The 26069-nt window shown below is 35.0% G+C and carries 13 protein-coding genes; all 13 read right to left on the reverse strand.

Translation table 11 applies throughout. The features are described 5' to 3' along the window. Nucleotides 1-25 precede the first annotated feature (25 nt). Nucleotides 26-2005: an alpha-L-arabinofuranosidase C-terminal domain-containing protein gene (locus BSF42_RS16165; RefSeq protein WP_095954126.1), complete on the reverse strand. Its 1980-nt coding sequence runs from the start codon at nucleotides 2003-2005 to the stop codon at nucleotides 26-28. Between the two features lie 20 nt (nucleotides 2006-2025). Further along, nucleotides 2026-3465 (reverse strand): glycoside hydrolase family 28 protein, encoded by a 1440-nt coding sequence (locus BSF42_RS16170; RefSeq protein ID WP_095954127.1) that lies wholly within the window; start codon nucleotides 3463-3465, stop codon nucleotides 2026-2028. Nucleotides 3466-3722: 257 nt separating this feature from the next. Next, the gene (locus BSF42_RS16175; RefSeq protein ID WP_095954128.1) at nucleotides 3723-5360 is read right to left on the reverse strand and encodes a sodium/sugar symporter; all 1638 of its coding nucleotides are present in this window, start codon (nucleotides 5358-5360) and stop codon (nucleotides 3723-3725) included. Between the two features lie 55 nt (nucleotides 5361-5415). Beyond that, complete coding sequence (locus tag BSF42_RS16180) at nucleotides 5416-6558, reverse strand: acyltransferase family protein (protein ID WP_095954129.1); 1143 nt, start codon at nucleotides 6556-6558, stop codon at nucleotides 5416-5418. Nucleotides 6559-6785: 227 nt separating this feature from the next. Further along, the gene (locus tag BSF42_RS16185; protein ID WP_095954130.1) at nucleotides 6786-9926 is read right to left on the reverse strand and encodes a glycoside hydrolase family 2 TIM barrel-domain containing protein; all 3141 of its coding nucleotides are present in this window, start codon (nucleotides 9924-9926) and stop codon (nucleotides 6786-6788) included. Nucleotides 9927-9969: 43 nt separating this feature from the next. Continuing rightward, a complete protein-coding gene (locus BSF42_RS16190; RefSeq protein WP_095954131.1) occupies nucleotides 9970-10848 on the reverse strand; it encodes an inositol oxygenase family protein in 879 nt (292 codons plus the stop codon). A 622-nt stretch (nucleotides 10849-11470) separates the two neighbouring features. Continuing rightward, nucleotides 11471-15505, reverse strand: a complete 4035-nt coding sequence (locus BSF42_RS16195) for a two-component regulator propeller domain-containing protein (protein ID WP_095954132.1) — start codon at nucleotides 15503-15505, stop codon at nucleotides 11471-11473. A 52-nt stretch (nucleotides 15506-15557) separates the two neighbouring features. Next, nucleotides 15558-17384 carry a metallophosphoesterase gene (locus BSF42_RS16200; protein WP_095954133.1) on the reverse strand — a complete coding sequence of 609 codons (1827 nt, stop codon included), beginning with the start codon at nucleotides 17382-17384 and terminating at the stop codon, nucleotides 15558-15560. Nucleotides 17385-17632: 248 nt separating this feature from the next. After that, nucleotides 17633-18484, reverse strand: a complete 852-nt coding sequence (locus BSF42_RS16205) for a DUF4861 family protein (protein WP_095954134.1) — start codon at nucleotides 18482-18484, stop codon at nucleotides 17633-17635. Between the two features lie 356 nt (nucleotides 18485-18840). Then, nucleotides 18841-19407 carry a hypothetical protein gene (locus BSF42_RS16210; protein WP_095954135.1) on the reverse strand — a complete coding sequence of 189 codons (567 nt, stop codon included), beginning with the start codon at nucleotides 19405-19407 and terminating at the stop codon, nucleotides 18841-18843. Between the two features lie 13 nt (nucleotides 19408-19420). Then, nucleotides 19421-21697, reverse strand: coding sequence for a GH92 family glycosyl hydrolase (locus BSF42_RS16215; RefSeq protein WP_095954136.1), 2277 nt, complete (start codon nucleotides 21695-21697; stop codon nucleotides 19421-19423). A gap of 109 nt (nucleotides 21698-21806) precedes the next feature. Further along, nucleotides 21807-24128 carry a GH92 family glycosyl hydrolase gene (locus BSF42_RS16220; RefSeq protein ID WP_095954137.1) on the reverse strand — a complete coding sequence of 774 codons (2322 nt, stop codon included), beginning with the start codon at nucleotides 24126-24128 and terminating at the stop codon, nucleotides 21807-21809. A 312-nt stretch (nucleotides 24129-24440) separates the two neighbouring features. Continuing rightward, entirely contained in the window at nucleotides 24441-26054 is a 1614-nt protein-coding gene (locus tag BSF42_RS16225; RefSeq protein ID WP_095954151.1) for a RagB/SusD family nutrient uptake outer membrane protein, read from the reverse strand. Between the last annotated feature and the right edge of the window lie 15 nt (nucleotides 26055-26069).

Consider the following 26069-nt stretch of genomic DNA (forward strand, 5'->3'; position numbering starts at 1 on the left):
AATAAAACTCTAAAACAATTGATAATTAACTCATTTTAAGTTTTAAAACTGTTACCGAATAAGCCGGAAGATTTAATTGCTGATTTCCTTTTGTTATTTTGTATTCGCTTTGTTTTGGCGTTATCTTTTTCGGATCTGCAAATGTATTTTCATCCTGTGTATTTGGACTTTCAAGTCTAATGATTGTTCCTTTTGATCCTAATTTTGCTCCTTTTAAATCAAGACTAACATCTTGTGCTGATGCTGCTGTATTGACCAATTTCACAATTATTTCTTTGCTGTTTGCATCTTTTACTGCAGAAGCATATAAACTATTTTGTCCCGTTAAAGCTTTTCCGTCTTTGGTAATACTTAACAAATCTGTTCCTTTATTAGTAGAAAATAACTGCTGTACATAATAATTAGCAGAACCGTAAGATTGTAAATTATTGAACCAAATCATATCTGGAGTCCACTGCCAGGCATCTTCGTGCGCCATTAAAGGTGCGTAAGAAGTCAAATGAACTACTTCTGCATTTCTTTCCAAACCAGTCATAAAAGCGGCTTCAGAAAAAGCACATTCCCAATTATTTCTGTTATTCGGATTTGCGCCTGAAACACTTTGTGCGGCATATTCTCCTGCAAATATTTTTGGGCCTTTTCTGTCGTAGTTATCATAACGTCCTGCGTTTTCTCTAAACCATTTTGGGCTTTCGTAATAATGCTCGTCTACCAATTCTGCATTTAGTTTTTTAAGCTCTTCCATAGCAAAATCAAAATGTTCGCCCGCAGGAGAAGGACCGCTTCCCGAAACAATTATAATATTTGGATATTTTGCTTTAATTGCTTTTTCAAAAACTTTAAATCTGTCAATGTAATCTGGTCCCCATTGTTCGTTTCCAACTCCAATATATTTAAGATTAAATGGTTTTGGATGTCCCATATCCGAACGGATTTTCCCCCAATTGGTAGTAACGGCACCATTAGCAAATTCAATTAAATCTAAAGCGTCCTGCACATACGGATCGAGTTCGTCTAAGGGAGCTAATTCTCCTGTATTGTACTGGCAGGCCATTCCACAGCTTAAAATTGGTAATGGTTCTGCTCCAATATCTTCTGAAAGCTGGAAATACTCAAAAAATCCCAAACCAAAACTTTGAAAATAATCGGGTGTTTGTTTGTGGTTGAATTCTACATTCCAACGGTTCATCTTTGTCTCTCTATTTTCTACATTTCCAATTGATTTTTTCCATTGGTAACGATCAGACAATGTTCTGCCTTCAACTATACAGCCTCCTGGGAAACGTAAAAAACCAGGTTTCATATCATATAAAAGCTGTACCAAATCTTTACGAAGTCCGTTTTTTCTGTTCTTCCAAGTATCTTCTGGGAAAAGCGAAATCATATCTAAATCGATTGTTCCTGTCCCTTCAAAAGTGATTTTCAGCTTTGCTTTTGCTTCGGTTTGAGCTGCTGTAACTGATGCCGTATAATTTGTCCATTGATCTGATTTGGGAACAATGCTGGTTTCTCCTATTATTTTTTGGTCTTTATCAATAAGCTGAATGATAATCTTTTGAATTGCCGAATTGTGATTGGCTGCTTTTAACGAAAGATTATATTTTACATCCTTTTTGACTCCCATTCCTCTGAAGCCTTCATTTATTAAAACATAACCTTTTGCATTATTGATTTCTACTCTGCAAAAAACCGTATTGTCTGCCTCCAATTTGACTGGCGCCGCACTTCCGGATTCTTTATTCAAAGAAGATCTTTTTGTATTAGGCTGTTCCCATCCCATCAAAGGTTTATCAAATTCAAAAGACCTGTTTTTAATCAATTCGGCATATAATCCTCCATCTGCAGCAAAATTGATATCTTCAAAAAACAAACCGAACATCGTGGGCTGAATTTTGGTGATGGATTTCGCTGCATCAACTTCTAAAGTTGTTTTTTGAGCATTCACATAAAAACTGCTTAAAAGCATACCGCAAATGGTAAATTTGGTAAGGATATTATTTTTCATAAGTTTTGGAATGGAAGAAATTATTTTTTTACTGCCTCTAATTTAGCAGGAAAAGCTGATTTTCCGTCTAAATTTGTTACGATTAATTCATCTACATTTTTACTTTCGATTGCGTATTTAAAATAGTCCGGTCTGTTTTTTCCCCATTGCACTGTACAATTCTGCACTTTGATACGTTCTGCCGAATCAAAATAAAATCCCGAAGTACTTCCTTTTACAAAACCTTCTACATTAGAAGGGCGTCTGTCGTATACGCCGCCAGGAAAAGAGGTTGTTTTATCAATAAAAACACTCACATTGTCAAAAACAATATTCTTGATTTTATCTTTTGATTCTCCGCTTACAAACACACCATTTTCTCCCGTACATTGAATATTGGAGAAATAAATATTCTTAATTTCGCCTACTTTTCCTTCTGTTGCTCCTTTTGGAAAACGCCAGTTGGCATCTTTATGATTTCCTTTTGCTCTGCTGAAAGCGGTTACATAAATGGGTTCTGCTTTTCCCCACCAAGTATCTGTAGTCAATTTACTTTCGATAATGATATTAGAGAAAATAACATCGCTAACTGTTCCTTCGTCTCGATTCTGAATTCCCAACGCGCGATTGCTGTTTTTGATGATACAATTATTGAAAACCACTTGTCTGATTGCATCCATGTTTTCCGAACCAATTTTAATGGCGCAACTGCTGCTGGTCATCGTGCAATTGGTCACAGTAATATTTTCGCAGGCTCCAAATTCTTCAAATTCTCTTCTGTTTTTTAAACAAATACAGTCATCGCCGCTTTCGATATAACAATCGCTGATTCTCACATTTTTTGAATGATCCAAATCGATACCGTCACTATTACGCACTTTTAAGCTGTTCAATAAAGTAATGCCGCTGATTACAACATCATTACACCCAACCAAATGAATGGTCCAATATGCCGAATTACCGATATGAACATCTTTGATCCTGATATTTTTTCCTCCAATAATGGTCAACACATGTGGACGAGGATCCAGCACATTAAAAGGTTTTAAAACATAAGAATCTTCGAGTTCTTCACCCATAAAAGAAATTCCGTTTCCATCTATTTTGCCGCTTCCGCTAATGGTAAAATCCTCTACGTTTTCTCCTCCAATCCAAATTGTACCTTCTCCCGGATTGGTTCTAAAAGCGCTTTTGGTATATAATTTTTCATCCGGACTTGCCAATAATTTCGCTCCGGCTTCGATATGCAGTTCGACTTTGGATTTTACATCAATTGGTCCTGCCAAAAAGGTAAAAGGTGCGGGAATTAAAACTCTTCCGCCCGTTTTAGTGCAGGCATCAATTGCTTTTTGAATCGCCGCCGCATCATTAGTTTTTCCGTCTCCTTTTGCTCCGTATTTTTTAACGTCGTAAACATTCTGTGCCGCAACGGTTAGCGAAAGACAAAAAAATAGGATCGCGATTATAGATTTCTTTTTCATTTATTTTTATTTTTTTAATACCGCTAAGGCGCTCAATTTTTCTTTGTTATAAACTTTGTGGCGCTGCGTCTTTGCGGGCATTTTTAAACTACTTTTTTATTTAATCTCGCAAAGTCGCAGAGTCGCTAAGATTTTTTTTAAAGCTTAAAATCTTTGGCAAAAAACTTTGCGACTCTGCGTCTTTGCGAGCAATTTTTAAGCTATTCTTTTTTAATAAACTTTGCGCCTTCGAGCCTTTGTGGCAAAATTTCGTAAGCTTACCAAAAAACGGTATATAATGCCACTAGTATTCCGCAGATAATAAACGAGCCGACAATAAACTCTGATGACACTTTAAACATCGATTTATCGACTTCTATTTTATGAATTGCAGCTTCTTCTTCAGATACTGGATTTGCCAGACTAAGACCAATCATTATAAACACAATTAAAAAGAAAACAATAGTCATTCGGTCTAAGAAAGGATAATCAGGAAAAGCGCCTTCTGTCCACATAGGCAGGAATTTCAAAATGGCGGCGAGCGGCACTGTTAATAATGCGCCAGCAAGTCCAGCTGTTGGCGTTGTTTTTTTCCAAAACATTCCCAATAAAAAAACTGCTAATACTCCGGGTGAAAAGAACCCAACATATTCCTGTATAAATTGATAGGCCTGATCTAATGATTTTAATGCCGGTGCTACAATGGCAGCAATGATCATACAAACCACCACACACCATCTTCCGGTACGTACGAGCTTTTTTTCTGATGCCTGCGAATTGAAATATTTTTTATAAATATCTAAAGAAAAAATAGTCGAAATACTATTTGCTTTTCCTGCCAAAGAAGCTACAATTGCTGCTGTCAAAGCTGCAAGAGCCACGCCTTTTAATCCTGCTGGAAGTAAATTCATTAAAGTTGGATAAGCCTGATCTGGTTTTAAAACTCCTGCTGCATCTACCATTTCCTGCTGAAACATTCCGTTAGAATGCATTACGAACATCGCAATACCAGGTAGAACAGCAATAATTGGAACTAATAATTTTAGAAAGGCAGCAAATAAAATTCCTTTTCGGGCTGTTTTTAAATCGGCTCCTAAAGCGCGCTGCACAATATATTGATTGCATCCCCAATACGCCAGATTATTGATTAACATACCACCAACCAAAACAGACATTCCCGGTAATTCAGTATAATGCGGATTTGATTCGTCTAAGATCATGTGCAAATGTCCAGGCGCTTCATCGGCAATAATTGCCAGTCCTTTTAGAATATCTTTTCCAAAACCAAACTGATCTGATAGTAAAGTCAATGCCAAATAAGTGGTTACCAATCCTCCAAGAATTAAAACGATAACCTGAAACATATCGGTGTATCCAATTACTTTCATCCCGCCTAAAGTTACAATCACAGAGAATAAACTCAGCGCAATAACACAAAACTGAAAACTTACTGGAGCAATAGATGAAATGGCCAAAGCACCTAAATAAATTATAGAAGTAAGGTTTACAAACACATAGATCAACAGCCAGATAATAGCCATAATAGTACTTACCGTTCCGCTGTATCTTTTGGCCAGAAACTGCGGCATGGTAAATATCTTATTTTTAAGGTAAACTGGTAAAATAAACATTGCCACGATAATTAATGTAGCAGCAGACATCCATTCGTAAGAAGCAATGGCAAGTCCTATTGCGAAACCAGAACCGCTCATACCAATAAAATGTTCTGCTGAAATATTAGATGCGATCAAAGAAGCTCCAATTGCCCACCAGGTAAGTGATCCCTCTGCTAAAAAATATTCGTTGGAACTAGTTGCTGCGGTTTTCTTGCTTCTGTAAATATACATTCCATAAGCCGTGACTATAACAAAGTAAATAAAGAAAATAATGTAATCTGCGGTTTGTAATACATTCATAATGTGTGGTTATTGTATGGTTAGATAGTAAGATGTATTTAAATTTGAATGTCTCTCAAATTTTTAGAAACCATTTTCTTTTGTATAAAAAGTATAGTAAAAGAAGCTGTATTATTGTAACGGATAAAGCAGCAAAAAAAGGCTGCCATACAAGTGGCGTAAAATTGATAAGTCCGCCAAAAACATAATCTGCCGTATGTTTAAAATCAACTAAACCTTCTGCGGCGATGTAAATCAAAATAGAATTTGAACCGATTAAGATTAATGGAAATGCCCATTTATGAAAACCGAACAAGTCAATGATCAAATAGAAAAAAACAAAAAACAAAATACTGAATCCGCCGACAAAACATACAAATGAACTCGTCCATAAATGTTTATTGATTGGGAAATTAATATCCCAAACTAATCCTGCCATAATTAGAACAATCGCCGTAAGAGTCATTAAAAGCAATTTTACTTTTATAGAAAAAGAGTATTTTTCTTTTAAAAATGTTCCCACAAAAACACCTAATAATGCTGTCGCAATAGCAGGTATAGTTGAAAAAATGCCTTCCGGATCATAAACGGTACTATGCAGTCTGCCGGGTAAAAATAAACGATCAATATATCCTTCTAATGAGCCTTCTTTAGTTAAAACCCCTGCGCCAAACTCAGGCACGGGAATCCATTTCATTGCTGCATAATAGCCAATCAAAATAGCAAAAAACCAAATTAATTGTTTTTTAATGTCAAAATTTAAATAGATGATTCCTGCAAAAAACCAAGCCAGACCAATTCTTCCTAAAACACTTGCAAAACGGGTATGATCAAAACCATCGAATCGCAATAATCCATTTACCACAAATCCTAAAATCAGTAAAATACAGGTTCTTCTGAGCATTGATAAGTAAATTTTCTTCTTTTCGTTGCTTGGTAATTCTTGCGGCGTTTTTACACCAGCGAGTTCCATTTTCTTTTCAAAAGAGTACGGCATTGAAACTCCTGCAACAAACAGAAAAACAGGAAAAATCATATCATAAAACGTAATTCCATTCCATTCTGCATGATGCAATTGCGATGACATCCAGATAAAAACGGGAATTGGGGCAGCTTTGGCAAGAGCATGAATAATATGTTCTCCGCTCATAATCCAAAACATAACAAATCCGCGCAGCGCATCTAAAGAAATTAATCTTCCTTTTGTAGTGTTACTCATTTTTTAGTATTCGGTTTTCAGTGTTCAGTCTTCAGTTTTCGGTCGCAGTTTTCAGTCTTCAGTTTTCAGTCGCAGTTTTCAGTCGCAGTTTTTAGTCGCAGTTTTTAGTCGCAGTGTTCGGTCGCAGTGTTCAGTCTCAGTTTTCAGTCTCAGTTTTCAGTCTCAGTGTTCAGCGCAAACTGCGACTGAAAACTGAGACTGCGACTGAACACTAAAAAATGAATACTTTAAAAAATAGGTTTTATAACAAATCCGTAGCTGTATTCGCTTTGGGTTAATACATATTTTTCGTGCGGCGGTAATCCCCAGCTGTTGTCTCCTCCTAAGCCGCGTTGGGTTAAATCAACACAAACTACTACTTCTTCTCTTGGAGTAATATCGCTGGAATGAATATTTTTCTTAGAAATTCCTCCGTCAAAATCACTCGGATAATTATTTAAAGTACTCATACTTAAAGGCTGCAGACCTTTTATCTCCAAGCCATTTCCTTTATTGCTTGACAACTTAAACCAGCGTATATCCGTCTTGTATCCATTTTCTTGTGGGCGTGTATAAGGCACATATTGGTCTGCAACTTTACTGTAATAAATTCCTTTTAATGCTGCTGTTTTTCTATCTGAATAATTTTCTAAAGGACCTCTTCCGTAATAATCCAAGTTTTCTAATTCATTTTTTAAAGTGAATATCATTCCGAAACGCGGGATTTCCGGCACCGGATTATTACCTTTTTTATAAGATGCTTGAATTTCTAAAGCACCATCATTTCCTAATGAATATTTAATTACATAATCAGAAGCAACATCATTCAGTTTTAATTTGGCAGCGATATATTGCTTTCCGTTTTCCTCTGTCTGCTGAATGCTTTCCAGACTCGTATTTTTACCGGCAGTTCTCCAAACATTCGTTCTAATCTGCATTTTATTTCCAATATCATTATCCGTTGGTGCTCTCCAGAAATTTGGTTCAGGATATTGTTTAAAATATTCCTTCCCTTTTAAGCTGTAATACGAAATCAGTCCTGTTTTTTTGCTGATTTTCACCACAACATTCTCTGAAGTCAAGACAAACTGTTCTTTTTCGTCCTGAATTTTAGCTGCATTTACTTTTTCTGATTTTGTAAAATAATTAGCGTCTTCTATAACAAACTGTTCTTTGGCAATTTCAAAATTTTGAGGAAGCAATTCAGAACTCACTTTCGTGTAAGCAAAAACATTCAATAAATATTCTGTCCCTTCCTTTGATTGTAATTTTGGTAAATCAAGCTTAAACTGTTTCTTTGTTTTAGGATCTAAAGCAACATTAATTGTTCCTTCTTTAATTACTTTTCCGTTTTCTAAAACCTCATATTTAAAGTTGTATTTATTCAAATTTGTAAAACCAAAATCGTTTACAATTTCGATCACTCCGTTTTTGATATTTATTGCATTAAATAAAATATCCTGATATACTTTTTTTACTTCAAATGCACCGGGATGCGGTGTTCTGTCAGCGTAAACTAATCCGTTGTGACAGAAATTTTCATCATTTAAATAATTTTGGCTTCCCAAATCGCCGCCATAAGCCCAGTATTCTCTGCCAGCTTCATCTTTTCTTTTATAACCCTGATCTACCCAGTCCCAAATGAAACCACCCTGCATGTTTTTGCTTCCGCGAATGATATCCCAGTATTCCTGAAAATTTCCGCTGCTGTTTCCCATCGCATGCGAATACTCACACATGATATAAGGGCGTGTCACTTCTTTACGTGCCGCATATTCTTTCATGTACTCTATTGTCGGGTACATTGGGCAAACGATATCGGTATTTTCGTTTTCTTTTGCCTGCTCAAACTGAACCAATCTTGTATTATCTCTTTTTTTGATCCATTTGTAGGCTTCGTGAAATACAGGTCCGTTGGCACTTTCGTTACCTAATGACCAAATAATTACGGATGGCATGTTTTTATCTCTTTCAACAAGGCTATAGATTCTATCCAAATGTGCTTCTCTCCATTCTGGAAGAAAACCTGGATTCGTTTTTGGGTTCATCCAAATTAGAGGCTGTCCCTCTACTCCCATTCCATGACTTTCGATATTGGCTTCATCTACCAAAAACAAACCGTATTTGTTACATAGTTTTACCCATAAAATATTGTTTGGATAATGACTGCAGCGCACTGAATTAATGTTCAGCTGCTTCATCATTTTGATGTCTTTCATCATCGTAGCTTCGTCCTGATAATGTCCCGTTTCTGGATTGTGTTCGTGAATGTTTACGCCATGAACCATTAATCGAACTCCGTTTACCAATAATTGTCCGCCTTTTAATTCTACTTTTCTGAATCCGATTTGAGTTGAAACCGTTTCTATAATATCTCCTTTTGCATTTTTTAAGGTTAAAAGCAACGTGTATAAGTTTGGTGTTTCACTACTCCATAACTTTGGGCTTGATATATTCTGAGCAAAATTGATTATCTGAATTTTTGATGCTTCAAAATTGACATTCAATTCTTTTGTAAATACATTTTTACCTGAAGCATCTACCAATTTTGCTGTTAATTTTTGATTGTTAACAGCAGTCGAAGTCAGGTTTTTCAAACTTACTTCTACATTCATACTTCCGTTTTTGTATTTGGCATCTAAGTCTGGTTTGGCAAAAAAATCTGAAATTCGAACATTATCTGTACTGTACAAATACACATTTCTATCAATTCCAGAAAGTCTCCACATATCCTGATCTTCCAGATACGAACCGTCACTCCATCTGTAAACTTCTACAGCAAGATCATTTTTTCCTGGTTTTAAATATTTAGAAATATCAAATTCTGCCGGACTTTTGGTGTTTTCAGTATACCCTACTTTTTCACCATTTACCCAAATATACATAGCCGCTGTTCCTGCTTCAAAATGAAGAAAAACATGTCGGTTTTTCCAGTTTTCAGGCAAAACAAAATCTTTTTTATAAGACCCAACCGGGTTATCCCAATGATTGATAAACGGCGGATTTTTTTCGAAAGGATAGGTTATGTTGGTGTAAATTGGGACACCATAACCATGAAGTTCCCAATTCGACGGCACTTGAAGTTCTTTCCAATGCAGCGTACTGAAATCTGTTTTGTAAAAATCCTTTGGACGCTGATCTGGTGTCGGCGACCACGCAAATTTCCATTGACCGTTTAGAGAAAAATACCATGGAGAGTTTTCATATTTATCGCTTATTGCAGAAGTTTCGTCTGCATAAGGAAGAAAGGCAGCGCGAGCCGGTTCTCTGTTAATTTGAAATACTTGCGGATTTTCCCAATCGTTACGATCTTGTTCCTGAGCAGAAACAAAATTTCCGCAAAGTACAAGCAGGCTTAATAAAAGTATTATGGTTTTGATTTTATACATTATTGTGGTTTTAGATAGCTTTCAAATGAAATTTCTGATATTTCTAGAAATTCAATTTTTCAGGTAAATATTTAGCAACTAATTCTTTATAATATGGAAGTAATGCTTTTACATCTGGTTTAACCGGAGCCTTAGTGTATAAATCGTACGGATTGAACTTTCTTACCCAGTCAAACATTTCTATGTCTTTTTCATTCATTAAATGAGCATAAGCATTTTCTTTGTGCTGTGAATAAAAAGAATGATAACGAATCATGTATAAAGCCGGATCCGGAAGATAATCTTTCATAATCTGATACAAATATTCGTCATGACCCCAGCTCATTTTTACCTTTTCCAATCCGCAGTTCTGGGTATACACACCAAATTTGGTATTGAATCTTTCGTCTGTATAATCGGGGTTTTCTTTGAAAAATTCTGAGTAAACAATTTTGTCCGAGTAAGCACATCCAACTGGAAATGTATCGCCTACAACGGCCCACTGCGGTTCTCCGAACAAACATAAAATTTTACCCAAATCATGAATAAAACCTGTTAGTACAAACCAATCTGGGTGACCGTCTGCTCTAATGGCTTCAGAAGTCTGTAAAAGGTGTTGTGTTTGGTCTAAGTCAATATCTGGGTCGCTGTCGTCTACAAGTGTGTTTAAAAACTCAACAGCTTCCCAGATTGACATTTCTTTTTTATTGAATTGTAGAAATTCTGCTTCTTTATTACAAACAAAATCATAGGTTTGGTAGGTATGATTTATTCTATAAAATTCCTTAACGGTTTCTACTCTTTCTGAATCGACATAATTCCTAAATTCTTCTTTTTGCTTTTCAGGAGCACTTTCAGAAGGATCTGGATATCGCAGTAACAAATCATCTTCCCATTCATCTAAATTATTCAACGGATTGTCTGTGTCTATATTCTTTTTCATGGTCTAAAAGTTATAAGTTATAAGACAAAAATAGAATTACATCTACCGTTGAAAATGGATTAATACATCAAAAACATGGATAATTCTTGTTTCTGTAGGATTTTTATGGATTATTTATATAAAAAACATCTGTTTCACGTTCTTGTTGGTCATTTCATATTGCTTTCCTGTGGTTGAAACCACAGGCTATGTTTTTAATATTGAAATAAAAAAAATTACGCAATAGAATTTCAAATATAGCCCGTGGTTTCAACCACGGGAGACGTATTGGGCGAAATTAGATTGTGGCTATACATTGCGTTCCCGTGGTTGAAACCACGGGTTATGTTTTTAATATAAAAATGAAAAAATTACGAAATTCCATATCAAATATAGCCCGTGGTTTCAACCACGGGAGACGTTTGGGAAGAAATTAGATTGCGGATATACATTGCGTTCCCGTGGTTGAAACCACGGGCTATGTTTTAATATTGAAATAAAAAAAATTACGCAATAGAATTTCAAATATAGCCCGTGGTTTCAACCACGGGAGACGTATGGGAAGAAATTAGATTGCGGATATCCATTGCGTTCCCGTGGTTGAAACCACGGGCTATGTTGCTCTTAATAGAAAATGGAAACATTAATTAATCAGCTTGCTAGGCGGGAAACCAAACTGCTTTTTAAAACATCGGCTGAAATATAGAGGATCATTAAAACCTACCAAATTAGTCACTTCTGAAACATTGTATTTTTTAGATTTAAGCAGTTCAGCCGATTTTTTTAAACGAATAGTTCTAATAAATTCGTTTGGAGCCAGATCGGTTAGTTCTTTAATTTTTCTATATAATTTAGAAGAGCTCACCCCCAATTTATCGCACAAGAAATCTGTAGAAAGATCCACTTCGCTTAAATTATCATTGATCAGATTCGTCACTTTTACCATAAATTCTTCATCAATTGGAGAATGAGTCAGCATGCTGACCTTGCCTTCTACTTCGCCTGAGAATTTTTGTTTTAGCTCTAATCTTGATTTGATCATATTTTCTATAACCGTTTTCAATAATAATGGCTCAAAAGGTTTCACTAAATAGCCGTCTGCCCCCATGTCATAGCCTTTTACTTTATCCATATTTTCAGAAAGTGCGGTCAGCATTACAACTGGAATATGACTGATAAATTCATCATTTTTAAGTTCACGGCAAAATTCCAATCCGTCCATAACAGGCATCATGACATCGGTAACACATAAGATTGGTTTAATTTGTCGGCAGATTTTTAAACCTTCTAGTCCATTTTCTGCGTCATAAACTTTATAATAATCCGATAAATAGTCCACCAAATATTTTCTAAGTTCACTATTGTCTTCGATCACCAATATTTTTTCTTTTAAATCTGTGTTCTGAATGATCTTCTTAGCTGCTTTTTCTGGAATAAGCATACTTAGATTATCATTTTTAAGTGCATATTCAAACACCTCTTTATGCTCGTACGAATCGCGGTCAATCGGAATTTCAACTCTAAAAGTACTTCCTTTTCCGGGAGTACTTTCGACGGTAATAGTTCCTTTATGAATCGCCACTAAAGATTTTACCAATGATAAACCAATACCCGATCCCGTATTATTTGCTTTACTATTGGTTGCCTGATAAAATCGTTTGAAAATTTTCTCCTGACTTTTTAACGGAATCCCAATTCCATCATCGGTTACTTCGATCACTAAAATATCTTCAACTGTATCCTTAAGTCTGATATACAAATCGACATTTCCATTTTTATTGGTAAACTTTAGGGCGTTCGACAATAAATTGTATAGAATTTTGTCATATTTATCATTGTCCAGCCAGCCGTTTATTTCATCATCTTCCGAAACAAAATTGAGCTTAATCTTTTTATTATAAGCCATTTCCTTAAAGGAATCGAAAATATTTTTAGAGTAAACCAACACATCCGTTTTTGTTACTTTCAGTTTCAATTCACCCGATTGTGCTTTTCTAAAATCCAAAACCTGATTCACCAAATTCAGTAATCTGCTGGCATTTTGATAAATTAAATTGTACCTGCTTTTTTCATAATCAGTTGCATTGCTGCTTTCGTCTAAAAGCTGTTTCGCCGGACCTAAAATAAGCGTTAACGGCGTTCTTAATTCATGCGAAATATTAGTAAAAAAACGTAATTTCTCATTATTTAATTTAATGTCGTGTTCTCTGTTTACTTTCTCGGTAAGGAGTTCTTGTTTTAAACGAATTCGGTTTTTAATTTCTTTTCTAATGAAATAAAACACACCAAATAAAAGTGCTAAAAACAGTAAAAAAGAAGTTGGGGTTAACCAAAAAGGCGGCAGGATTTTTATTTTATAAGAAACTGTTTTACTCCAAAATCCATCGCTGTTGCTTGATCTTATTTTAAAAACATAATTTCCAGGATAAAGATTGGTATATTGAACAATTCTCGAAGTACTATTTGCAGTAATCCAATGTTTATCAAATCCTTCCAGCATATATTGAAACTTATTCAGTTTTTCGTTTGCAAAAGATGGAGCCGAAAACTGAAGCGAAAAATTGCGGTTTTTATGGCTCAGTTCTATTTCTTTTCCATAGTTTAAATCTTTGGAAAGCGGAATTTCTCCATTAATTTCCATTTCTGGAAAAACTTCTTCATTCTGAATTTTAAATTCGGAAATAACTGGTAAAGGCGACCAATTATTTCTTTTCATCGCAGGCGGTGAAAAAGAAATAATTCCATTTTTTCCACCCAGAAAAATATTAGAATTATTAAAATAAAAGAACCCGCTTGAACTAAAAACGTCCAACCTGTTACCACTGTTTACGTGATAAATGCTGATATCTTTTAAATTAGATTTAACAAATGCAATGTTATTGTTATTGATATTCAGCCACAAATTCCCTTGTGCATCTGACAAGATATCTGTAATCCATTTGCCCGAAAGTTCTTTAAGATTTTTTACGGGTTCAAATTCGTTCTTTTTCGGATTGAACAAACACAATCCAAAACGTGTTGAAGCCCATATTTTACCTTTTGTATCCACCAAAACATCGCTTACATTTTCATCATGGGGCACTCCTTTTTCTTTGATAAAAAGCGACGAATAGGTTTCAATTTTTCCAGAGTTGATATTGTATTTTACAACTCCCGTTTCTGTGGCAAACCAAACGTTATTTTTGGCATCTCTTTCAATGGCATTAATCTGAAAATCCGGCAGAAGTTTGCTGGAAGTTTGTACCTGAAGCGTTTTAGTATTTAATATTACGGCTCCTTCTCCAAAAGAACCTACAATAATCGAATCATCTGTAATCTTTCTAAAAGCAAAAACCGGCGATTTTTCGAATCCTGCCTTTATTTCTCTGGAAGAATTTGTGATGTAGTTGTAAACTAATATGTTTCCGTCCCAAAGCCCGCAATAAAAGATTTTTCCATCATCAGAATAAATGCTGGCAATATCTTTTCCTGTATTGTGTAAAGGTGTTGAGCCTTTTGTATTCGAAATAAAAAGTCCGTTGTGATACGTTGCTACAATGATTTTTTCGTCGTACGTTTTAGCAAAACCTCTTATACGCGGTGCCTGATTGCCAATGGAACGCGAAATATCTTTGTTTAAAGTAAACTGATTTTCATACGGGTCATATTTGTCTAAACCGTCTTCCGTGCCAATCCATAATACGCCGGATTTGTCGAAATAAAGTGCTGAAATTAAATTATCTACCAGCGAAGTATCATCAGATAAAATAGAATAATACCATTTGTAATTCCCTTTTTGAATGTCTTCTAATTGATCACATACAAGCAATCCACCTAAAGTTCCTACCCAGTATTTTCCGTCGGGAGCTTGTGCAACGGATAAAAAATATGGGCCTAGAGCGCCTCTAATCTGTTTATTTTCTATGTATAAATTGACAAATTGATCGGTCGATTTATCCAACTTATATAAACCTTCGCGGGTTCCCACAAAAATATTGGATTTGGCATCTTCGTAAATGAAGTTAATGTATGGATTTTTTATGTTGGAATACGGAACAGAAAGTGTGTAATTATTAATTCGCACAATTGCTCCTTTGGCATCCATTGTTATTTTTGCGACACCCGATTTTTCATAACTTCCAACCCAGATATTGCCTTTTTTGTCTTCAAAAATTTCTTTTACATAATCGAAACCTTTAAGCTTAATTTTTTCAAATCGGTTTTCTTTCAAGAAGAACAGATACATACCTTTTGTTTTGGTACCTACCCAGACTCTTTTAAATTTATCTACATAAACAGATCTGACTTCATCATCGGGCAGACTGTTTGGATCTTCTTTTTTATGAAAAAAGGTCGTAAAAACATGCGTGTCCATCTGGAAAAGTGTCAGTCCTTTTCTGGTACCAATCCATAAATGATTTGAAGCTTCATCCAGTTCCAAAGCTGTAATATCATCATTATACAATTTATTTTTTCCCAGCGTCGAACTCATGTAATTTTTGAACTGATAACCGTCGAAACGATTTAATCCTGAGAAAGTTCCAAACCACATGAAACCTTTTTTATCCTGTACAATATGGCGCACCGAATTATGAGACAATCCGTTATTATCATTATAATGCGCAAATTTTATATTCTGTGAATAAGAATGATAAAAAACAGCAAAAAATAAGAATAGTATAAAGGATTTTGGTTTCATCGAAATAAATTATAAACGCAATTTAATGTTTTTGATTTAATAAATATCAAAATTATTTAACAGATAAATTATCAATCTTGTTATTTTTTACATCAATCTTAAAATGATCGGAAGGCTCGCCATTCATGGTTTTGGAAAAAATTTCTGTCCATAAAATCAGTTTAGGATCACTAGCTTTTTTTAACTGTCTGCAAACCAATTCATATTGCTTTAATCTCTTGTTTCCAATTTCAGAAAAGGCTAGTTCATCAGCATTTTTTAAACGGTAAAAATCAAAAATCATATCAAAACCAGTCCAGTCAAAATTGGAAATATTTAGAGAATTTGATTTCAACTCTTCATCAATTTCTGAGGGATTTTTATTCATTTCCAATAAATCTTTTCCTGAAAGATTTACAATTGATTTTAAAAAATCGGCTGGAAAATCTTCTGGCAGAAATCTCAACCGAACTAATTCTTTTAAATGCCAGTTTGTAAATGCTGCATAATCTTTGGCTTTTAAAATTTCTTTGTTCCAAATTTTATCACTTCTACTATTTTGTAAATGAGCATATTCTTCCTCATAAAAAGGAAATAAACTATTGAATTTAGGCACTTTACCAATTACAACCGTTTCGACTTCAAATTCAGAATCAGAATGAATCGTTAATATTTTATAAGCTGGCATATACGCAGCAAGCGAAGGCGTTTGAATATTAAACAATGTATTTCCGTTTGCTGATGTTCTTACGCCAGTATCGTTTATATGCATGTGTCCGCCAAAATGAATCTGAATTCCTGCATCTGCAAACTGCTGTGCTACTTCTTCGTCTGGAACTCTATGTAACTGCATTTTATCGGCACCAAAAAGCTGTTTTAATTCTGGCGAGGCATTATCATTAAATTCCACCATCGGGTAATGACTAAAAGCAATCAGTATTTTTCCTTTTTGTTTCGCTTCCGCGGAAACCTTCTTTACCCAGTTTAATAAATGGTTTTTATAAATCAGAACGTTATTGTAACCTGTATTGGCTCCCGAAAAATCATGTGGATCATCTAGTTTTCCTGATAATTTCTCATTTGGAACATAAGCATTGGCATCAATCGCCAAAAGCCAGATTCCTTTAATGGGTTCAACGAGATAACTTGCATCCGGCAGAAACAAATTGGTGTTTTTAATTAGATACGTTCTTTTTTCTAAAACAGATTCTTTTTGAGCTTCTTCAAAATTATATTGTTCATAAGTATAGTTGGAAAAAGGCGTTTCCCAATATAAATCGGTCTTTTTAGGAAAAAAACCAAAATCTCTCATTTCGTTAATGGTTTCCTTATAACCCCAGTTTTTTATATCGGCAGTAATAATGGGTTCGAGTTCGCTTTTGATTTTATTGAGGTTATTTTTTGAACTGCTGATGATCTGCTCTTTTCCGTCTTTACCTAAAAAATCAGTTTTAGCCGCATCTTGCGAAAATGGTCGTACAACATCATGATTTCCTGTTGTAACATAAAAGGAAAGAGCGTATTTTAGAGAATATTCGTTGAGTATTTTTTTCAATCCGCGAACGTGAACGGGCTGTCCGTCATCGCTAAAATCGCCCGGAAGTACTACTTGTTTAATGCCTCTTTTGACAATATTATCTAAGGCTTCTAAAAAGGCAAAATAATTTTCATTGAAAATTCTGGTAGAATGCAATTGAGCATTCATCGTCCTAATATTGGAATATTCTCCCGTAACCGGATTTTTGATTCCCTGATAATTATTATCTTCAAATTTTGCAAAAATATCTTGTAAATGAACATCGGCTATAAAAGCAATTTTAACTTCTTTTTTAGCGGTCTGCTGTGATTTGCAGGAATATAAAGAAAGTAATAGTACTAGTATAGCCGATATTCTAAACATTTATTTTGTATTCTAATTTTTAATAATTATCTGTTACTTGTATTTTTTTTTTTAGATTATACCGATTATATATCCATGAAATGTCCTTAAAATTAGACGCGGATTAAACAGATTCGCTAACGCGAAGACGCGGATTAAAACGGATTTTTATTAATCTTTTAAAAAATACAAATAGATTATCCGTTTTAACCCGCGTCTTTACGAAGTAAATCCGTTCAATCCGCGTTCTTACTTAAAGGATAATTCTATTACTTTTTAATATATGCTTCTAATTTATCTAAAGTATTTAATTCGGTTTCTCTTGCGCTCGAAGAAATGATTTTTGTTTCTAATGTTTTTGCAGGTTTTGAGATTAACAAATATTGCGTTCCGTCATCTGTAGTTTTCTCATAATCTTTCGGATTGTACATAATTGCTGCTCCAATCTCGACGATTTCTGCTGCGACATCTTCTGGATGTTTTCCCCAGACTGCGATATAATTGGTTCCTTTTTTAGTTCCAAAATCTTTGAAATAATTGATTCCTGTAGCAAATTGTACTTTTTCTCCGTTTAAAGAAACAGCTTCTACTTTTGCTTCTCTTTTACCAGAAAACACCGTAACACGAACTAAAATGTCAACTTTTTTTCCTTTGTAAGGCACCCCTCTTGAAATCATTTCCATCCACGAAGTCGTATCAGTTTTTCCAACACGTGCTAAACGATTTGTTACCGGATTTAAAGGCACAACTTTTTCGCCATCCCAAAGTTTTACACCTCCCAAACCTACAGTTGATGCTACTTTATAGTAATCTGCTCCCCAGCCTTCTTTTTGCTGTGCAGGCGTTGGATACCAATTTGCTTTTCTCAATTCTAGACCTGGTTTCGCTTTAGAATAAACATCAATCGCAACTTTATCGCTGAAGTAAATTCGCAAAGCCATCCATTCATTTTCGACCGCAGGCCCGTGATGTCCAATTGTTTTGTATAAATCTCCCGTTTCTGAACCAATATCTGTCAGATAGGTAATTTTATCAGACTTCATATACAAACTTGTATCTGTATTATTTTGTCCAAAACAAATGCCGCAAAAAAGTAAAGTGGTCAAGATTGATAATCTCATAATTTCAATTATTAATAGTTTAAAATTTAATTTTCGTAAATTTAAACTAACATTTCAATACTTTCACTATTACGCAAACGATTTCTCAATAAATAATCATTTTGTTATAAAAAAGGGGTAAATACAATAACAAAAACTAGATCGCAAAATGTTTTTGTATTTATTGCTAAAGGATTCTTAATTATTTTTAACACATAGAAACATAGATTTTGATGCTTTTTAAGAGGCGTTTCACTTGCATTAACAAACATAGCCTATGTGTGAGAAACTAAGTTTCTTTTTGTTGTCTTTTTATACACAACTAAACTATGTTTCTATGTGTTGGATTCTTTCTTAATTACACCCAGCGGGTTATATTATTTATCTGCTGCTTTAACCAAAGTGAAATTTATTCCTAAAGGATTCTTAGCTATTTTACAGATTAATGGATATTCTGGATTTTTGATAATCCACATTTCAGTTTCATCAATCTGTGCGATTACATGTAAAGCTTCAATTAATTTTCCGTCAATCGAAACACCGTTTTTGTCTTCGTTTTTATCTAAAACATAAGTCGTATTATTATAAACGAATGAACTATTTTTTACTAAATCCTGATATGCCGATCTTGAAATCATAAAAAAGGTTTCTGTAGGTTTTAAGTTTAAAACTGGGGCGTATTCTCCTTGGTTAAAACTTAAGGCATTTCCGTTTTTTACTGCTTCAGGAAGCATGACAATACTGCTTTTTACGCCTCTGGTTTCCAGTTTAAAAGTTAGTCCGTCACCTGCCGTTTGAGCTATAAGTGATAAAGTTCTGGTTTGGCCGTGCAGTTTGCAGACGTAATTTAGTTCTGTATTGTTTTTTAGTGTTGGAATGTAATTCTGCGCTGTTCCTTTTTGATAAACGATACAAAAAAGAATCATTAAAAATATATTTTTCATCTTGCTTATCATTTTATTTAGCTGGTGGTAAAATAGTAGTTCCCCAAGCCGAAGGTTTAGAGTCCATTTCTAAAACTAACTCTCCTCCGTTATTAATATCATTGTGTAAAATCCATGCTTTGTTGTATGGTTTACCGTTTAAAGTAGCCGCTTTTATGTATTTGTTTTTATCGTTCATTTTTTTAGCGCTGATTTTAAAACTTTTTCCATTTTCTAATTGCATGGTTGTTTCTTTTATCAAAGGCGTATTAATCAGATAATAAGGCTGTCCGGCATTTGGATATAATCCCATCATGTGAAAAGCGAGCCAGGAAGACATCGCGCCCGAATCATCATTGCCTGGAAGTCCTTCTCTTGAAGTGTTGAAATTGTTTTTGATAATCGTTCTGATTCGGTCACTGCTCAAATACGGTTTCCCGATCCAGTGATACAAACAAGGCGTTAAAAATGAAGGTTCATTGGCTACATTATACAATTCTGAATTAAAGAACGTATTAAGCCTTTCTTCAAAAGCTTTTTCTCCTCCTGATTTACGAACCACTTCGGGAATATCATGCGGAATACTAAAGGAATATTCCCATGAATTTCCTTCGTAGAAAAACACGCACCAATGGCACACATACCAAGGTGATTCGATAATTACGGGCGTATATTTAAAAGTAGGTTTCTGGATTTTTGATTCTCCAAAAACAACATCATCGAGCCATTTTCCGTCTTTGTCTTTTGGCATGATAAAACCTTTGGCTCCGTTATTTTCGTAATCAGAACGCCATAAATTCTGCCAGCTGTCTGCTTGTTTAATGTATTGATTGTACAAATCTGTTCTGCCTAATCCTTTTGCTACAACGGCAATATTATAATCGTTGTAAGCATAATCGATTGTTCGGTTTCCTGCGCGGTCTGTGCCGAAGGGAACGTATCCTAATTTTAAATAATCTATTAACCCGCCCCTTCCTTCTTTTTCTTCATTTCCTCCCGGCGGAACTGTTGCGTCTTTGAGCATTGCTGCAAGCGCGAGTTCGTAATCTATTCCTTTTAAGTTTTTTACAAAAGCATCGGCCAGAACAACTTCAGCATTTGAGCCGCCTTGCGTTCGTCCATTGTCGTTACCGCTTCTTCCTTCCGGTAAAAAACCTTCGCGTTTGTAAATATTGAGCATGGCATTTATAATTTCGACTTTACGCTTAGAATCTATCAGTGTAATTAAAGGGCTTGAGGTTCTAAAAGTGTCCCAAATCGTATAAAAATCATCGTAATACGGTTCATCATTTGTCCATAAGGGATTTTCTCCGGTTCTATCAACAGGCATAATCATTGTGTGATATAAACCTGTGTAGAACATTTTTTTATATTCATCTGAAGTGTCTGCAGAAAGCTGAATTCGGTTTAATAAGTTTTCCCATTTATTTTCTAAGGTGGATAAAACGGTATTAAAATCCCAATGCGGAATTTCAACCTCAATATTATTTTTGGCTTTTAATTCACTTAAAAAGGAGATTCCTATTTTGACATTCAGTTCTTCTTTTCCTGAATTTCCGAAAGAAAGTAATGCTGCTGTTTTTTTTCCTGAATCAAATTGGGCTTTTTGATTATTATAAAATTTTCCGTCTTTAAAAGTTACATATTTTGCAATTGGCTGATCGAAAACGGCCCAAAAATAAACCGTATAAGCGCGTCCGTTGTTCCAGCCTCCTCTGATTCTGCTGTAACCTCGAACTTCGGTATCAGAAACAATTTCGATCTGCGAACCTACAAACTGCTGTGCTTCTCTGGCGTCTGGAATCTTTTCTTCTCCAAGAAAAAATCCCGGATCTATTTTTAATTCTTTTGATGTATTTTTTGGATAAGTGATACGGTAAAATGATACTTTTTCGCCTGTCGTTATTTCGGTTTTGATTTTATTTTCTTTGAAAATAGTTTCATAGTAACCCAGTTTTACATTTTCGTCTGCTCTAAACGAAGTCTGATCCATTTTATCCAAAGCACCAGAAAATGGCATAATCTGAATGTTTCCGTATTTTGGTCCTCCGCCTGTCCCGCTTACGTGCACTTGGCTGAAACCAGTTACTTCTTTTGGCATTGGCAGCCAGCCACTATTCGGACTAGAGGTACAATCTGGACTTGGTTTTACCATTCCGTATGGACACGACGGGCCTATAAAAACCCTGCCGACTCCTTCTGATCCAATCATTGGGTCGACGTATTGATGAACGGTTTTCTGAGCGTTACTTGTAATTGTTGTAAGAAATGATATTCCTAAAAAAAAGATAAACTTGGATGATATTTTCATTGTTGTTATTTCTGTTTTTTTGTTGGGGTTTTTAATTATTTTTAATATTTCTCAAATAACTATAATTATATATTTCTTTGTGTTAATAGGGTTTTAACCCAACGTTATATTACTGTTTTTCTGGATTTGGATTATTTGCCATTTCTAAAATTAACTCGCCTCCATTTGTAATTTCTTGATGCGAAAGCGTAAAATCTTTTACTGCTTTATTGTTGTATTTTATGTGTTTTATATACACATTTTCAACATTGTTATTATTGGCTTTGATGATAAAAGATTTGCCTGAATAATATTTCGGATTTAGGTCTATCGTGATTGTATTGAATATTGGACTTCCTATTTGGTAAACGGCCTCTTTATCTGTTCCGCCGTTCATTTGAAATAAACCTAATTTCAGCAATACATTCAAACTTCCCATTAATCCTTGGTCTTCGTCGCCATTATAACCTGTAGCAGGCGACAATCCGCTGAAAGTTTCTTTGACAACGTTTCTGGTCCAAAATTGTGCTAGATCTGGTCTTCCTAATACCGTAAAAATATTGGAGGTCTGCATAGAAGGCTGATTTCCAAAATTTACAGGAATTCTGCTAAATTCTGGATGTAATTCTGCATCATGCGATGTACCAGAAGTATACTTTTGTTTTTTGGCCGTTTCAAATTGGGCATTCAATTTTTCAACAGCTTTTTCTTTTCCTCCCATTAAAGTGGCTAAACCTTCAATATCGTGCGGTACAAACCAAGTTGACTGTGCGCCATTCGATTCTATAAATCCATTTTCATATTGGTACGGATCATAATTTTTACGCCATTTTCCTTGTACGTTTTTCGGACGCATCCAGCCTATTTTTTCGTCAAAAACATTTTGATAATTTTTGGCTCTTTTCATAAAATAATCGTAATCTTCCTGATGATTTAGTTTTTTAGCCAATTGCGCCAAAGTCCAATCTTGATACGCATATTCTAAAGTCTGGCTTGCACCATCTTCATGGCTTCCGAAATTACCATCGGGAAGCGGATAAGGCACATATCCTTTTTCTAAGTAATATTTTAATCCACCGCCAATATTGGTATTATGTTCATATCCTGCTTTTTCCATAATACCTCCCGGCATATGATTTTTTTTGAGCGCGATATAAATCTCTTCTAAATTTTCTTTTACAATTCCTTTTTGAACGGCGCTAACAATAAAAGGTGTTGCCGAAGCTCCAGTCATTACATAAGTATCATTTCCTCCCGAAGGCCCGCGCGGGATTATGCCTCCGTCTTTGTAATACTGCATTAACGAATAGACAAATTCTTCCATAATCTCCGGATAAACCAATCCCCAAAGATTATTTATGGTCCATTGTGCGCCCCAGAAAGCATCTGAATTGTAATGATTGAATTTTGGTTTTCCATCAGCGTTTAAAGGCAAATGTCCTACTCTGAATTTTTCTCCTGTATTGTCAGGATAGGCTCCATTTGCATCACTAATCATTTTCCTCCCTTGAAGGGCATGCCAAAGATCCGTGTAAAATCTTCTTTGATCGGTTTGCGTTCCGCCTTCTACTTTTATTCTTCCTAATAAATCACTCCATTCTTTTCTGGAATCGGTCACCGTTTTATTAAAATCCCAATGGAATAATTCGGTTTCTATATTGTTACTGGCATTTTCGACTGAAGTATATGAAATACCAACTTTCATTAATATTTGTTCTTTCGCTTTATTAAAATTAACTAAATAATTACCTGTGCCATTATCTCTTTCTATGGAAGTAATTGGTTGATTGGTTTTAATTTTAAAAAATACGGTTAATGGTTTTGGACGTCTGAAATTGGTACTCAAAACTAATGATCCTGAAAGTTCAAAATCGTTGTTTTTTTCTAATTTTCCATTGGTGTTTTCACAAGGTCCTAAAATAGTTTTTAAATTAAAAAGAACTGCTTTTTGTGCCTTTGTCGGAAAAGTATATTTATGAAAGCCAACTCTTGGCGTGCTGGTTAATTCTGCCGTTATTTGATATCTCTCCAATTTTATGGAATGATATCCTGGCGTTATAATTTCGTTTTGATGACTGAACTTAGAATAAAAATCTTTAAAAATTGTCTGTTTGTTTTCTGATGCTATTGTAACGGGCATAACCGATACGCCAGACATCTGCCATTCGTGAACGTGACTGAAACCCTTAACTGTATCTGTAGTATATTTATAACCGCCTCCCCAATCGCCTTTAATTTCGCTATCTGGATTTAAGTTTACCATACCAAACGGACGGCTTGCTGATGAAAAGTAAAACCATCTAGAATTTTCGGTGTCCAACAACGGATAAACCATGTCTGATAACTGTTTCTTTTTTAAAGCAATAGTTTTCTGAGCATTGCATGACACTAAAAAAATAAGGGTTAAACCTATTCCAATGCGTCCTATTTTATAGATTTTTTTTAGTTCCATTTATTCTGCTTGTATTGTTGGGCAATATGGGTTTATACAGGATTTTTATCAGGATTTACCTGAGAATTATGGGATTATAATGTATTCTCAAAACATAAGTTCAATGAATGTTACAAAGCTTAATCTTTCGTTGATTTTCCGAAACTGCATTCGATTAAGCTTTGTCTTCATTCAAAAAATAAAACTAAACTGATTATCACGAGCAACTGAACAAATCAGTTTTCTTTTAGTAAAAAAGGAGAAGAATTTTGACGCTCTTCTCCTTTCAAAATTAAAATTGGGTTATAAATGCGTACTTAACTAATCTTATTTTTAATAACCATCATTCTGTGTCAGAGCTGGGTTTAAAACCATTGCTGTAGTTGGAATTGGGAAAACGCGTCGATATAAATCTGTATTGGTTTTGTAACCCCATTGTCCTTCATATTTTCCAAAACGAATCATATCGTTTCTATGCCAAGCTTCCTGAGCAAATTCACGGCTTCTTTCTGCATACAATTCTTCTAAAGTTACACCGCTTAATGCTGCTGAAGTTGTACGATTCGAACGAACCAAATTTACTAATGCTTCTGCACTTTGTCCTAATGTTACACCGCCGCCACGAAGAATTGATTCGGCTTTCATTAAAAGTACATCGGAATAACGCAAGAAAGGAACGTCGTTGTTTTGATTACGATTTGTTGAAGTTGCATCTGGATAAAATTTAATATTTCTGTATCCCATGTTCCAAGCAATTTCATCATTTCCAAGATCAAATAATGGTACACTTTGGCGAGGTATGATATTTGGCGTTAAATTTACCTGATAGGTATACGGTGCACTACCATCTGATCCTGTATAGAATTGATCGTATCCTTTTTTGGTTGTAGTAACCATTACCGGAGTAACACCATCATTCATAAACTGAAGACCTGTAAGCCATTGTCTATTACGAATATCATTTGGATCATTAAAGTAAGCATAAAATTCAGGCAGCGTACTTCTTGGTGCACTCGGCGTATAAGAAAGACCGAATTTGGCTCTTTCTGAACGCGGTACATCATAACGGGCGTGATACATTTGTCCGTTGAAACCAACGGTAACTGCTGCTGGATCATAAGGAATTGCAAAAATGAATTCTTTCATTTGCGGCCCGTTATTCGGATAAAACATTTGAAGATAAGTTGCTCTTGGTTCAACAGCATACAAACCAGAGTTAATTACCTGATCGCAGGCTGCTATACAATCATTGTAGCGTTGTGTTCCTGTATATATTTCTGCATTCAAATACAATTTGGCTAACATTGCATTAGCTGTCTGTCTGTTTGGTCGTCCGTAAGTTGTAACTCCTGCAGCAGGATTCAAGTTAGGAACAGCGCTTTTTAATTCGCTCTCAATAAAATTGAAAACTTCTCTTCTAGGCGTTTTGGCATGAGAAGTAAAATCTCCATATAAAGTATCCAAAGGCACATCTCCATAGCTGTCCATTAACATATAATAGGAAATAGCACGCATGGTTTTCAACTCAGAAATCAACGTTTTTTTATCTGCACCTTCTGGCATTGTTTGTCTTAAAATAGAAATTGCCTGATTGCTTGTTCCGATAACTTTAGACGACCAGTCCCAAAGACTTCCTATGATACCATTATCTGCATTCCAATCGTGATAATGCATCGCGATATAGTTTCTATTGTCAAACCAGTTACCTCCTCGTGCAGGCAGAATAGCTTCGTCTGTAGATAAAGACTGCGACCACCACCAGGCAAATGAAAACTCTCCTCTGAAAGCAGCATAAACTGGACCTGTAGTTTGAATGTATTGTGTTGGATTTTGTGGAAAAACTTCAGGCGTCAATTGTGTTGTAATAGGCACTTCTAGATCATCACAAGACCAGATTAAACCAGCCATAAGTACTGGAAACCCTATATATTTTAAAATATTTTTCATAATTTTTAGCATTTA

Source organism: Flavobacterium sp. ACN6 (assembly GCF_002304005.1).
GTDB lineage: Bacteria > Bacteroidota > Bacteroidia > Flavobacteriales > Flavobacteriaceae > Flavobacterium.

What these genes read in the sequence shown, in the direction of transcription:
- BSF42_RS16165 (WP_095954126.1), bottom strand. Translation starts at nt 2,005, where the DNA reads ATGAAAAATAATATCCTTACCAAATTTACCATTTGCGGTATGCTTTTA.
- BSF42_RS16170 (WP_095954127.1), bottom strand. Translation starts at nt 3,465, where the DNA reads ATGAAAAAGAAATCTATAATCGCGATCCTATTTTTTTGTCTTTCGCTA.
- BSF42_RS16175 (WP_095954128.1), bottom strand. Translation starts at nt 5,360, where the DNA reads ATGAATGTATTACAAACCGCAGATTACATTATTTTCTTTATTTACTTT.
- BSF42_RS16180 (WP_095954129.1), bottom strand. Translation starts at nt 6,558, where the DNA reads ATGAGTAACACTACAAAAGGAAGATTAATTTCTTTAGATGCGCTGCGC.
- BSF42_RS16185 (WP_095954130.1), bottom strand. Translation starts at nt 9,926, where the DNA reads ATGTATAAAATCAAAACCATAATACTTTTATTAAGCCTGCTTGTACTT.
- BSF42_RS16190 (WP_095954131.1), bottom strand. Translation starts at nt 10,848, where the DNA reads ATGAAAAAGAATATAGACACAGACAATCCGTTGAATAATTTAGATGAA.
- BSF42_RS16195 (WP_095954132.1), bottom strand. Translation starts at nt 15,505, where the DNA reads ATGAAACCAAAATCCTTTATACTATTCTTATTTTTTGCTGTTTTTTAT.
- BSF42_RS16200 (WP_095954133.1), bottom strand. Translation starts at nt 17,384, where the DNA reads ATGTTTAGAATATCGGCTATACTAGTACTATTACTTTCTTTATATTCC.
- BSF42_RS16205 (WP_095954134.1), bottom strand. Translation starts at nt 18,484, where the DNA reads ATGAGATTATCAATCTTGACCACTTTACTTTTTTGCGGCATTTGTTTT.
- BSF42_RS16210 (WP_095954135.1), bottom strand. Translation starts at nt 19,407, where the DNA reads ATGAAAAATATATTTTTAATGATTCTTTTTTGTATCGTTTATCAAAAA.
- BSF42_RS16215 (WP_095954136.1), bottom strand. Translation starts at nt 21,697, where the DNA reads ATGAAAATATCATCCAAGTTTATCTTTTTTTTAGGAATATCATTTCTT.
- BSF42_RS16220 (WP_095954137.1), bottom strand. Translation starts at nt 24,128, where the DNA reads ATGGAACTAAAAAAAATCTATAAAATAGGACGCATTGGAATAGGTTTA.
- BSF42_RS16225 (WP_095954151.1), bottom strand. Translation starts at nt 26,054, where the DNA reads ATGAAAAATATTTTAAAATATATAGGGTTTCCAGTACTTATGGCTGGT.